The 13,069-nt window shown below is 42.1% G+C and carries 11 protein-coding genes; 3 read left to right on the forward strand and 8 right to left on the reverse strand.

Annotated features, from left to right (window positions below; translation table 11 throughout):
• Window positions 1-4: 4 nt before the first annotated feature.
• Both EZ437_RS18700 and bioD read left to right on the forward strand, forming a co-directional pair.
• On the forward strand, window positions 5-1,141 hold the full coding sequence (locus tag EZ437_RS18700; protein WP_131597597.1) for an aminotransferase class I/II-fold pyridoxal phosphate-dependent enzyme: 1,137 nt from the start codon (window positions 5-7) through the stop codon (window positions 1,139-1,141).
• On the forward strand, window positions 1,138-1,749 hold the full coding sequence (bioD, locus tag EZ437_RS18705) for a dethiobiotin synthase (RefSeq protein ID WP_131597598.1): 612 nt from the start codon (window positions 1,138-1,140) through the stop codon (window positions 1,747-1,749). The genes EZ437_RS18700 and bioD overlap by 4 nt, the downstream gene beginning before the upstream one ends.
• A 53-nt stretch (window positions 1,750-1,802) precedes the next feature.
• Here bioD and rplT read toward each other — a convergent pair whose 3' ends face one another.
• From rplT to EZ437_RS18745, 8 genes are all read right to left on the reverse strand, one after another.
• On the reverse strand, window positions 1,803-2,147 hold the full coding sequence (rplT, locus tag EZ437_RS18710) for a 50S ribosomal protein L20 (protein WP_048905003.1): 345 nt from the start codon (window positions 2,145-2,147) through the stop codon (window positions 1,803-1,805).
• A 74-nt stretch (window positions 2,148-2,221) separates the two neighbouring features.
• Window positions 2,222-2,422, reverse strand: a complete 201-nt coding sequence (gene rpmI, locus EZ437_RS18715; RefSeq protein WP_048905002.1) for a 50S ribosomal protein L35 — start codon at window positions 2,420-2,422, stop codon at window positions 2,222-2,224.
• Window positions 2,423-2,449: 27 nt separating this feature from the next.
• Window positions 2,450-3,019, reverse strand: coding sequence for a translation initiation factor IF-3 (gene infC, locus EZ437_RS18720; RefSeq protein WP_008238148.1), 570 nt, complete (start codon window positions 3,017-3,019; stop codon window positions 2,450-2,452).
• A gap of 12 nt (window positions 3,020-3,031) precedes the next feature.
• Window positions 3,032-4,957: a threonine--tRNA ligase gene (gene thrS, locus EZ437_RS18725; RefSeq protein ID WP_131597599.1), complete on the reverse strand. Its 1,926-nt coding sequence runs from the start codon at window positions 4,955-4,957 to the stop codon at window positions 3,032-3,034.
• A gap of 76 nt (window positions 4,958-5,033) precedes the next feature.
• On the reverse strand, window positions 5,034-5,771 hold the full coding sequence (locus EZ437_RS18730) for a (Fe-S)-binding protein (RefSeq protein WP_131597600.1): 738 nt from the start codon (window positions 5,769-5,771) through the stop codon (window positions 5,034-5,036).
• Between the two features lie 16 nt (window positions 5,772-5,787).
• Window positions 5,788-7,095, reverse strand: coding sequence for an MFS transporter (locus EZ437_RS18735; protein WP_131597601.1), 1,308 nt, complete (start codon window positions 7,093-7,095; stop codon window positions 5,788-5,790).
• Window positions 7,096-7,130: 35 nt separating this feature from the next.
• Window positions 7,131-7,841 carry a head GIN domain-containing protein gene (locus EZ437_RS18740; protein WP_131597602.1) on the reverse strand — a complete coding sequence of 237 codons (711 nt, stop codon included), beginning with the start codon at window positions 7,839-7,841 and terminating at the stop codon, window positions 7,131-7,133.
• Between the two features lie 18 nt (window positions 7,842-7,859).
• Window positions 7,860-9,752 (reverse strand): RecQ family ATP-dependent DNA helicase, encoded by a 1,893-nt coding sequence (locus EZ437_RS18745; protein ID WP_131597603.1) that lies wholly within the window; start codon window positions 9,750-9,752, stop codon window positions 7,860-7,862.
• A 72-nt stretch (window positions 9,753-9,824) separates the two neighbouring features.
• On the opposite strand from EZ437_RS18745, the gene EZ437_RS18750 reads away from it, so the two are divergent.
• On the forward strand, window positions 9,825-13,064 hold the full coding sequence (locus tag EZ437_RS18750; protein WP_131597604.1) for an amidohydrolase family protein: 3,240 nt from the start codon (window positions 9,825-9,827) through the stop codon (window positions 13,062-13,064).
• Window positions 13,065-13,069: the final 5 nt, after the last annotated feature.

Below are 13,069 nucleotides of genomic sequence, written 5' to 3' on the forward strand. Positions count from 1 at the left end.
TGACGTGCACAAAGCAGCGCAATTTATACAAGATAGATTACAAGTCAGAACTGAAAATGGTTCGCTAAGAAAACTATCTAATACGGAAGACCTCATCGATTTTTGCTCAAATGACTACCTCGGATTTGCAAGATCTGCGAAATTAGTAAGTGCAATTGACGAGGCAATATCCAGAATTACCGGTCATTTACATGGTGCGACAGGTTCCCGGCTAATAAGTGGCAACCATCCTTTTACCGAAGCTACTGAAGCATTTATAGCTGATTTTCATCAGGCTGAAAGCGGGTTAATATTTAATTCAGGATATGATGCCAACGTCGGCTTGGTATCAAGTCTGGCGCAGCGGGGCGACACCATTATATCCGATGAACTGATCCATGCCAGTTTAATTGATGGCGCAAGGCTTACCCATGCCAGCCGTTTTACCTTTAAACACAACAGCCTTAAGGACCTGGAGGCCAAACTAAAATCAGCTAATGGGAATATTTATGTACTGGTAGAAAGTGTATACTCTATGGACGGCGACACTGCACCTTTACAAGAGATCAATATGCTGTGTGAACAGTACCAGGCAAACCTTATTGTCGACGAGGCACATGCCCTTGGCATATTTGGCAATAACGGAAAAGGCCTGGTTCAGGAATTAAACCTTGAAAAGAAAGTATTTGCCCGTGTGGTTACTTTCGGCAAGGCTTTAGGTTGTCATGGCGCCATAGTACTGGGCAGCAATTCGCTCCGCGACTATCTGATCAACTTTGCCAGGTCTTTTATTTATACTACAGCGGCCCCTTTGCATACCATTGCCGCCATCAAATGTGCTTATGAGACATTAATCGAACTGGACCATAGCCCATTGATCAGCAAAAAAATCAACTTGTACAGTTCTTTAATGGAACAGACAGGATTAATCCCTTACCCTCTTAGCGTAAGCGCAATACAAACAGTTTTGTATAGTACGAATGCCGCTGCGAAATCAGCTGCCATTGCTTTACAGCAGAAAGGCCTGGACGTACGTGCTATCCTTAGTCCCACCGTTCCCCAAGGACGGGAAAGATTAAGGATCTGCCTTCATTTATTCAATAAAGATGAAGAAATCAGCACCCTTGTCGGCGAACTTAAAAGATTAACATCCATTTCATGAGCAATATCTATTTTATTACAGGCATCGGCACAGGTATAGGCAAAACAGTTGTGAGCGCTATTATAACAGAAAAGCTACAGGCAGACTATTGGAAGCCCATTCAGTCAGGAGACCTGGACATCAGCGACAGTTTATTTATTAAAAATCTTATCAGTAATAAAAAAAGCATTATTCGCCCTGAAAAATATAGATTAAGTCGGCCACTATCCCCTCATTTATCTGCGCGGCTGGACGGTATTGAAATTGATCTTTCATCCATAGTGCTTCCAAAGGCTAACGGAGACCTGGTGATAGAAGGCGCAGGTGGACTAATGGTGCCTTTGAATAATAAAGAACTAATTCTAGACCTGATAAAGAGACTGAACCCGAAAGTTATTGTCGTTTCTCAAAACTACTTGGGCAGTATTAACCATACTTTACTTACGTTGGAAACACTAAAGGCACATCAGATTAAAGTTGCGGGCCTGATATTCAACGGAACGGCCAACGCTGAAAGCGAAAACTATATTGAAAGTTATACTGGTGTTAAGATTATTGGCAGAGTACCTTCCATGAATGTTATTGATAAAGAAACTGTGAGAAAAGCAGGTCAGTATATTTCTTTATAATACAAAAAAAGGGAGCTTTATGGGCTCCCTTTTCTATTAAATAAAGTTTATCTCTATTTTACTGCATCAATTACCGCTTTAAAAGCTTCTGGATGGTTCATAGCTAAATCTGCTAAAACCTTACGGTTTAAACCGATGTTTTTAGTAGCCAATTTACCAATTAACTGAGAGTAAGATATACCGTGCTGACGTGCTCCGGCGTTGATACGCTGAATCCACAATCCACGAAATTCTCTTTTCTTAACTTTACGGTCACGGTATGCATATTGCAAACCTTTTTCTACCGTATTTTTAGCAATGGTGAAAACCTTGCTTCTTGATCCCCAATAGCCTTTGGCTAAATTAAGAACTTTTTTCCTTCTTCTTCTCGAAGCTACTGCGTTTACCGAACGTGGCATGTTTTAATTGTTTTTGATAAACGGTGTTGCGTATTACAGCAAACTTACTACCGGTTACCTGGTTAAAAATTTAATTATTTACCGATTGCAAGCATACGTTTAACGTTGCCCATATCAGCATCAGACACCATCGAAGTCTGACCTAAGTTACGCTTACGTTTAGTCGACATCTTTGTTAAGATGTGACTTTTGTATGCGTTCTTTCTTGCGATTTTACCTGTTCCAGTAAGCGAAAAACGCTTTTTAGCACTGGAATTGGTTTTCATTTTTGGCATAACCTGTTTTTATTTATTTAATTAATATTATTTCTTAGCAACTTTTGGCGCAAGTGTTAAAAACATACGCTTTCCTTCCAGTTTAGGCAGCAATTCTACCTTGCCTATATCTTCAAGAGCCTGGGCAAACTTCAATAACAGGATTTCTCCCTGTTCTTTGTAAACAATAGCCCGGCCTTTAAAGTGAACATAAGCCCTAACTTTCTCACCGTTTTCAAGAAAACTAACCGCATGTTTTAGTTTAAACTGAAAATCGTGGTCATTGGTATTAGGCCCAAATCTGATCTCCTTAATAACAGTTTGTTTAGCATTGGCTTTAATCTCTTTCTGCTTTTTCTTTTGCTCGTAAACAAACTTGCTGTAATCAATTATTCTGCATACAGGTGGCACTGCATTTGGAGAAATCTCTACAAGATCCAGTTCCAACTCATCCGCAAGCGCCAAAGCTTTCGCCAAAGGATAAATCCCCGGTTCTACATTATCCCCAGCTAATCTTACCTCTTGTGCTCTGATAAACTGATTAATATTATGTTCTGCTTCTTTTTTCTTAAAAGGAGGACGTGGTCCCCTATTAAATCCTGGTCTGCCTAATGCCAAATTTGTATCCTGTTAAACTGTTATTTCTTTAATTAATAATTCGCTAAATTCCTGCAGGGTCATTTCACCTAAATCTCCCTCACCATGTTTCCTAACTGATACCTTTCCTTCAGCACTCTCCTTCTCTCCTATGATCAGCATATACGGTATTTTTTTAACCTCTGCATCCCTAATCTTCCTTCCGATCTTTTCATCACGAAAGTCAATCAGCCCGCGAATATCGGAATTATTTAGTTCATCTGAAACTTTTTTTGCATATTCTTCATACTTTTCAGAGATGGGAAGAATAATAAACTGTTCAGGTGAAAGCCATAAAGGAAAGTTACCTGCACAATGCTCTATCAAAACTGCAATAAAACGTTCCAATGAGCCAAATGGTGCCCTGTGGATCATTACCGGTCTATGTTTCTGGTTATCACTTCCGGTATACTCCAGTTCAAAACGCTCCGGCAAATTATAATCCACCTGGATAGTACCCAGCTGCCATTTTCTGCCCAGGGCATCTTTCACCATGAAATCCAGCTTCGGCCCGTAAAATGCCGCCTCACCATATTCAACAACAGTTGGTAAACCTTTTTCCTCAGCAGCTTCAATAATTGCAGCTTCTGCAAGCCTCCAGTTTTCATCATTGCCAATATATTTGGTCTTATTTTCCGGATCCCTTAAAGAAACCTGTGCTGTATAATCATCAAACCCTAAAGATTTAAATACATAAAGTACCAGGTCAATCACCTTTTTAAATTCTTCTTTTACCTGGTCAGGCCTGCAAAACAAATGCGCATCATCCTGCGTAAAGCCACGTACACGGGTTAAACCATGCAGTTCCCCACTTTGCTCATAACGGTAAACCGTTCCGAACTCCGCAAAACGCAAAGGAAGATCCTTATACGAGCGTGGTTTTACTTTATAGATCTCACAGTGGTGCGGACAGTTCATCGGTTTTAAGAAGAACTCCTCTCCTTCCTGAGGTGTTTTAATAGGCTGAAAAGAATCTTTACCGTATTTTTCATAGTGACCTGAAGTAATGTACAGATTTTTGTGCCCGATGTGCGGGGTAACTACCTGCTCATATCCTGCCTTACCTTGTGCTTTAGTCAGAAACTGTACCAGTCGCTCACGCAAAGCGGCTCCTTTTGGCAGCCACAAAGGCAAGCCCATACCTACCTTTTCTGAAAAAGCAAACAACTCCAGTTCTTTACCTAATTTTCTGTGGTCACGTTTCTTAGCCTCTTCAATCATATGAAGGTATTCAGTCAGCTCACTTGCTTTTGGAAAAGTAACACCGTAGATACGGGTCAGCTGTTTCCTTGTTTCATCACCACGCCAGTAAGCCCCGGCCACGTTCATCAGCTTTACAGCCTTTACGAAACCGGTATTAGGAATATGAGGGCCACGACAAAGGTCTGTAAATGCGCCTTGTGTGTAAAAAGTGATCTTTCCATCTTCCAGCCCTTCCAAAAGGTCCAGCTTGTACTCATCGCCTTTTTCATTGAAGTAAGCAACAGCATCAGCTTTTGAAACTGCCTTACGCTCAAATACTTCTTTTTGTTTGGCCAACTCCAGGATCTTGCTTTCTATCGCTTTAAAGTCGTCCGAAGAAAACTCTCTGTCGCCAAAGTCCACATCATAATAAAAACCTGTTTCGATGGCTGGTCCGATACCGAATTTTGTACCTGGATACAGCGCTTCCAGGGCTTCAGCCATGATGTGTGCAGAGGAATGCCAGAAGGTAGCTTTGCCACTGGTATCATTCCAGGTCAATAGCTTTACAGTAGCATCATTGTCAATTGCTCTGGAAGAATCCCAGATCTCTCCGTTAACTTCTGCTGCTAAAACATTGCGGGCCAGGCCCTCCGAAATGGATAATGCAATTTGATGGGCGTTTGTGCCCTTTTCGTACTGACGGACCGAGCCGTCAGGTAATGTAACGTTAATCATCTACAACTATGATTTAAAAAATTAATAGAATATCTGTTTTAATCACCTACAATGTGATTTTCGAATGCAAAGCTAACTAATATTCTGTACTTTCCAGCCATCCGTTTGCCAATACGTCTGCCAAATGCATAGTTTTTAACGGAATATTGTTCTTATCGATGTAACCCTGAAGGTGCATCAGACAGGACAGGTCAGTAGAAATGATATATTCCGCGCCCTGTTCCAAAGCATTATTTACTTTTTGTTCGGCCATTGCCGATGAAATGGCATCAAATTTTACCGCAAAAGTACCTCCAAAACCGCAGCACATATCTGTTTCCTTCATCTCTACCAATTCCAATCCGTGTACTTTAGATAGCAATTGCCTGGGCTCATCTTTGATCTTGCATTCCCTCAATCCGCTGCAGGAATCATGGTATACCGCTTTGCCGTCCAGCTCTGCGCCGAAATAGTCCCGCTTAAGCACATTGACAAGAAAATCGGAAAGCTCGAAAATATTAGCTTGTATATTCCTGCATTTATTATGCACCATTGTATTGGTAAACAAATCATTATAACCCGTTTTGACCATACCTACACAAGATGCGGAGGGTGCGACAATATAGTCTGTTTCAGAAAAATCCGTAAGAAACTTATTTCCAATATCTTTTGCTGCTTCCCAATAGCCTGCATTGTAGGCGGGTTGGCCGCAGCAAGTCTGCGCGGAGTTGTAGTACACTTCACACCCGGCCTTTTCCAATACTTTGATGGTATTAAACGCAGTTTCAGGATACAGCTGATCCACGAAGCATGGCACAAATAGTTCTATTCTCATTAAATCTCCTTAAATATTATAAAGCTGAGTTCAGCTTCCGCTCCACTTTTCTAAGCAGCAGCAAAAATATCAAACCTACGATAAAAAATGATGCCAAAGCTATGATAGAATTTCGCATACTGCCAGTAGCCTCTTCAATAAAAGCAAAACAAAAAAGTCCAATCACAATGGCTACTTTTTCCGTTACGTCATAAAAACTAAAAAAAGAAGTTGTATCTGGTGTATTTTCCGGTAAATACTTGGAATAAGTAGACCTCGACAAGGATTGAATCCCGCCCATGATCAAACCTACCACTGCTGCCAGAACATAAAACTGCAATTCAGTAGAAATAAAATATCCGCAAACACAGGCCCCTATCCAAATAATCACCACGCTAATAAGTACGCGTACATTGCCCAGTTTCTTTGCTAAATAAGACATCATCATCGCTCCCACTATCGCCACCAGTTGAATAATCAAAATTGTGATGATCAGCTTTGAAGTACCCAGCTTTAATGTCTTTTCACCAAATCCGGCAGCGGCAAGCATGATAGTCTGCACGCCCATAGAATAGAAGAAAAATGCAAAAAGAAACAGTTTCAAAAACTTCATGTGCTTGAGTTGTTCCCAAACTTTGGAAAGTTCCTGAAAACCACTCCTGATCACACGTTTATTAATGGAGGAATAATTTGGACTGCCTGCCGGTAATTTCCTGAACGGGATCTGCGCAAAAGCAATCCACCATACACCTACCAGCAAAAATGACAGTCTTGGCGGAAAGGAAGCATCTGAAATGCCAAATAATTCTGGCTTTAATACGAAAACGAAACAGATAACCTGCAAAACAACACTTCCTACATAACCATAAGCATAGCCTTTCGCGCTCACCCTATCCTGTTCATCAGGAGTGGCTATTTCGGGCAAATAGGAATTATTAAACAATACCCCCCCAATATATCCCATAGCGGCGATGACAAAACAGATCATCCCAAACTCTAAAGTATCCAGCTTAAAAAAGTAAAGCCCCATACAGGCAATCCCGCCCATATAGGTAAAGAATTTCATAAAGACCTTTTTATTTCCCCTGTAATCTGCAATGGAAGAAAGGATCGGTAATGCCAGTACCATGACCAGATAGGCAAACGACAATGCGTAATTGGACAATGCAGTATTTGTAAAAGACCACCCAAAAAACGAAACCCTGTCACCAAGCGCAGCATTGGCAGTAATGGCTACATAATAAGCAGGAAAAATAGTTGACGTTATAACAAGGTTGTAAGCGGAATTTGCCCAGTCAAAAAATGCCCAGGAGCGAATGATCTTCTTATCGTTCTTTTGTTCCATATAGTATATTAGCGTGCTAAAGTAGAAAAAAAAGGTTAATTTACTTTTTCCAATTTCGCAGCTCCTGATTTTTTCTCTTTAACGTTCTTAGGGTTACCCTTATAATAAACCTCGCTTGAACCTTCTGTCTTCACACTAAGCTCATTCAGAACGTTTATATTGACCTTTGCGCTTCCAGTAATGTCCAGATTATAAACTCCTGCTGTAAAACCAAATGCCTCAATAGTAGCTGTGCCCTGGGTAGACAACTCATGAACACCTGCTTGTCCTGCCAATGCCAGTTTACCTGCACCATCCATATATGTGCTTAGTTTACCTGCATTGATTACCAAGTTAATATCTGAACTCCCTGAAAAATTTAGTTCCACATCGTTTGCGTAAATGTGCCCGTCTGTACGCAAGCCTACTGCACCAGCCGTTTTTAGCCTCTTCAATTCCCCTATGCCAATCTGGATGACAATGGAATCGCTCCCGCAATAGCTACCCTCTTCCATCTTTATCTGCAGTTCACCGCTGCTAACATCTATTTTAATGGCACTCATTAAATTGGAATCTGTTTCGATCTTCAATGCATAACTACTGTCCTGCCTTAAGATTACTTTAAACGCTCCTGAAATATCCATTTTATCAAAAACTTTTACAACTGTATTTCTTTTGATGTGATTTCCTGAATCTTCAATGCATTTTGACTTACAGCCAGCTAACAGGATTAAGCTGGCAAACAGAGTGATTATTAGTTTGTTCATAGGATCATTGTTAATTTATTAAAGATAATAATTTTTACCGTCTGTTTTTATTTTGCCGGCATCCAGCAATTCCCTTATCCGCTCTATTTTATCACTTTCACTACCTTTTTTGATGGAATTTACAAGCCCGGGCAGCGCATATGACTGGCTTTGCAGCAGCGTTGCTATTTCAAAATCTATCTGATCAGTAAACTGTTCAGCATCATCGTTTTTTTTATCCTCAAGGCAAACATCGCATACGCCACATTTTACTGCGTGAGGCTCATCAAAATAGGTCAATAACTGAATGTTACGGCACTGCTGCCTGCCGGCATAGGCCAATACGGCTTTAATCTGATCTGTTTGGATTTTTTTCCTGAGTTCAACAAATCTGGCATCTATATCCAGGTGCAAAAAATCCACCCTGGCCCTTACATATGTCAGCTGTGGTTCATCGCTCTTTGGCAGATAAGAAAGGATTTCCTGTTCCTGCAAATTACCCAGTAGCCTTACCACATCATTATAAGAAGCCCTGATCTTCTTAGCGATATCTGCTTCATTCACTTTCACATACTGCTCAAAGGCTCCTCCGTAAGATCTTAGAATGGCTTTAATAAGCGGGTCATACCCTGCCTGTTCTATCTGAAAACGATATACATCTTCATTACCCATCAAAAAAAACACCCTGGATGGTAAAAACACATTTTCAGATAAAGCAATATATCCCTCACGTTCCAGAAACTTCAAAGCCGAAAGCGTTTTTATAACACTCAGGCTAAAACGCTTGCAAAACTCTGCAAGGTCAAAGTTAAAACTCAGGCCTTCTCCTGCACCAAAAGCAAGCTGAAAGTAATTGCCAAGGTAATGGTATACTTTTTTTATTTCGTCAACCGAAGGGAAACTGTTTAAATAGCGCGCCTCCAGAGCCATTTGGTCTGATCGGTTGGCCAAAAGCACGGCATAAGCGCGCTTTCCATCCCGACCCGCCCGTCCGGCTTCCTGATAATAGGCCTCTAAGCTTTCCGGCAAATCTAAATGCACCACAAAACGGACATCCGGCTTGTCTATCCCCATACCAAAAGCATTGGTAGCCACCATTACACGCAAAATATTCTGCTTCCAGTCGGCCTGCTTCTTAAAACGTTCTTCCCGTTCTATACCAGCATGATAGAAGTCAGCAGCTATGCCATTCCTTTTCAAAAACAAAGCAATTTCAGTTGTTTCCCTTCGGTTGCGCACATAAACCAGTCCGCTGCCAGGTACATTGTTGACAATCTTCAACAATTTCTTGTGCTTATCCTCATCTGTCTGAACGATATAGCTCAGGTTCTTTCGGGCAAAGCTTTGCACATATATCTGTGGATCTTTAAAGTTTAACTTCTCTGTAATATCTTCCCTGACACTGCGGGTAGCCGTGGCAGTCAATGCCAAGACAGGTACCGCCGGATGTATGTCCCTGATCGCGCTGATTTTTAGATAGGGTGGCCTGAAATCGTAACCCCATTGAGAAATACAATGCGCCTCATCTACAGCGATCAGATTTACATTCATATAAGAAATACGCTCCCGTACCAGTTCTGACAGCAACCGTTCCGGAGACAGGTATAAAAATTTGATGTTTCCGTAGATGCAGTTGTCGAGCAGGATGTCAATTTCACGTTTTCCCATTCCGGAGAAAATGGCGACAGCTTCTATGTTCTTTGATTTGAGTTGCTCCACCTGATCTTTCATTAAGGCAATAAGCGGTGAGATCACGATACATATGCCTTCCATTACCATAGCCGGAACCTGGAAACAGAGTGATTTCCCTCCTCCTGTTGGCAATAAGGCTAACGTATCATTCCCATCCAAAACTGATCTGATAATGTCATCCTGCAGCGGCCTGAAACTGTCATATCCCCAGTAGTGCTTTAATATCTCTGCTTCATTCATAAAAAGGTAGCATCAAAACTAATAAAAATGAACTGATATTATTAAATTGCGGCCTAATTAACTTTGGCTGCTATGAGAACATCATTTTTACTAATATGTTTCCTGTTCATATATCATATTTCCTCTTCTCAGGAAAAAAAATGGGATATCGAAAAGTATCTTGGCCCTACAAAAAAATTTACGATCAATACGGATGAAGGCACCTGGATGAACCTGGATGTAAGTGCTGACGGTAAAGACATTGTTTTTGACCTGTTGGGTGATATCTATACCATGCCCCTGGCAGGCGGAACTGCCGTACTGATAAGCGGCGGAATAGCATGGGACGTTCAACCACGTTTTAGTCCTAACGGTAAGTTTATTTCCTATACCAGCGATAAAAATGGAGCCGATAATATATGGATCATGAACCGGGACGGCTCCAGCAAAAGGCAGGTTACCAACGAGACCTTCAGGTTGCTGAACAATGCCACATGGATGCCAAACAGCGAATACCTTATTGCACGCAAGCACTTTACCGGTACACGTTCTTTAGGTGCCGGAGAAATGTGGATGTACAGCATATATGGTGGCGAAGGGGTGCAGCTCACCAAAAGAAAGAATGACCAGCAGGATGCCGGTGAACCCAATGTTTCTCCAAATGGAAGATACCTGTATTTTAGCGAAGATGTTTCTCCAGGTCCTAATTTTGAATATAGCAAAGACCCTAACGGGTTAATATATGCCATCAGGCAATTGGATATGACTACAGGCAAACTGACAAATCTGATAGCACAGGCAGGTGGAGCCGCACGTCCGCAGGCTTCGCCAGATGGAAAAATGATCGCTTATGTAAAAAGGGTAAGGTTAAAATCAGTCCTTTTTGTGCAAAACCTGAACACAGGCGAGGAATGGCCGCTCACGGAAGACTTATCACATGATCAGCAGGAAACATGGGCCATATTTGGTGTGTATCCCAACTTCGCTTGGACACCAGATGCTAAAAGCATCCTATTTTATGCAAAAGGCAAGATCAAAAAAATCGAATTGAGTTCCCTTGTTATTTCAGAAGTTCCGTTCCAGGTTACCAGCAACCAGGTCATACAGGAAGCATTACACTTCCCTCAGCAGGTCTTTACTGAAGAATTCACCACTAAGATGATCCGGCATTTAACCACCTCTGCGGATGGCAAATTTGTAGTTTTTAATGCTGCAGGATTTTTATACAAAAAGGAATTACCTAATGGTAATGCCGAACGGGTAACCAATGGCATAGATTTCGAATTTGAGCCGGAGATCAGCCCTGATGGAAAGTTTGTAATCTATGCTGCCTGGAGCGATGAATTTAAAGGCGCCATCAAGAAAACCGATCTTAAGACCGGAAAAACCATAGCGCTGACGGAAGAAAAAGGTTTTTATTATTCTCCTAAATTTTCCAGCAAAGGTGATAAAATCCTATTCAGAAAGGGAATAGGCAATGATGTATTGGGCTATGCTTACGGTCGCGGTACCGGGATCTTTATCATGTCGGCAAATGGAGGCCCTAAAACGCTGATCTCTGAAACCGGAATAAGGCCCAAATTTAATACCGATGACAGCCGCATTTATTTTCAGGCCAGTGAGGGTGGCAAAAAGGCCTTTAAAAGTGTAGACCTCAACGGAGGAAATGAGCGCACTCATTATACTTCCACCTATGCCACGCAGTTTTGTCCAAGCCCGGACGGGAAATGGATGGCATTTACAGAACTCTTCAATGCTTACATCACGCCAATGGTCACCACTGGTACACCGCTGGAGTTGTCGGCTTCAAATAATTCAATTCCGCTAAAAAGGGTTACAAAAGATGCAGGAACCTACCTGCACTGGAGCAGTGACAGCCAGAAACTACTCTGGACACTTGGTGAACAATACTTTAGTCGGGAAATCAAAAACACTTTTAACTTTATCGAAGGTGCGCCACAGGAACTTCCAAAACCAGACAGCATTGGCATAGCTATGAACCTGAAACTCAAAACTGACCTTCCAGTAGGATTAACTGCACTAAAAGGGGCAAGGATCATTACAATGAAAGGCGATGAAGTGATTGAGGAGGGTACCATTCTAATTGAGAACAACAAGATCATTGCTATAGGAAAGGCAAGTGAAATGGTCATTCCTGAAGCAGCCAAGCTGATAGATGTAACAGGCAAAACCATTATGCCGGGAATGATTGATGTACACGCGCATTTGCGTACCAGCCCTGACGGCATATCACCACAGCAGGACTGGTCTTACCTTGCCAATCTGGCTTTCGGGATAACTACCTCCCACGATCCTTCCAGCAATACTGAGATGGTATTCAGCCAGTCAGAGATGATCAAAGCAGGTAGAATGGTTGGCCCGAGATTATACTCTACAGGGTCTATTTTATATGGTGCCGATGGTGATTTCAAAGTAGTGATCAATAGCCTCGACGATGCCTTATCACACCTAAGACGGTTAAAGGCGGTAGGTGCATTTTCTGTAAAATCCTACAATCAGCCACGCAGGGATCAGCGCCAGCAAATACTGGAAGCAGCCCGGCAATTGCATATGGAAGTTGTCCCTGAAGGGGGTTCCACTTTCTATCACAACATGAACATGATTGCAGATGGACACACAGGCATAGAGCACAGCATACCTGTTGCACCGGTATATAAGGACGTCAACTCCTTTTGGAACAATACAAAGGTGGCCTATACGCCAACGCTAATCGTTAGTTATGGTGGTCAATGGGGAGAAAACTATTGGTACGACCGTACAAATGTATGGGAGAATGAAAGACTCCTGGCTTTTACGCCGCGTCCGATCATCGATGCGCGTTCAAGAAGAAGGACAACTTCAGAGTATGGGGATTATGGACATATCGAGGTTTCCAGAACTGCCAAACAGATCGCTGATGGAGGTACCAAAGTCAATCTTGGTGCACATGGGCAGATCCAGGGTCTTGGTGCGCATTGGGAACTCTGGATGTTGGTCCAGGGTGGCATGACTCCATTACAGGCCATTCGTGCGGCCACAGTCAATGGCGCTGCCTATCTTGGAATGGAAAGAGAACTAGGATCTATTGAAGCCGGCAAGCTTGCAGATTTGGTAATCATGGACGCAAACCCACTTGAAGACATCAGAAATTCTGAAAAAATTAAATATGTAATGGTGAACGGCAGACTGTACGACAGTTTGTCAATGAATGAGATTGGCGGTCGTGAAAAGCTGCGTGGAAAGCTCTGGTTTGAAATGGGAAAAGGCATGGTATACAGCTTCCCTACAGGCATTGCTGAAACATGGACCTATACCATTCCCAATTGTGAGTAAACCAG

Origin of the sequence: Pedobacter psychroterrae, assembly GCF_004331695.1 — a bacterium.
GTDB classification, from domain to species: Bacteria; Bacteroidota; Bacteroidia; order Sphingobacteriales; family Sphingobacteriaceae; genus Pedobacter; species Pedobacter psychroterrae.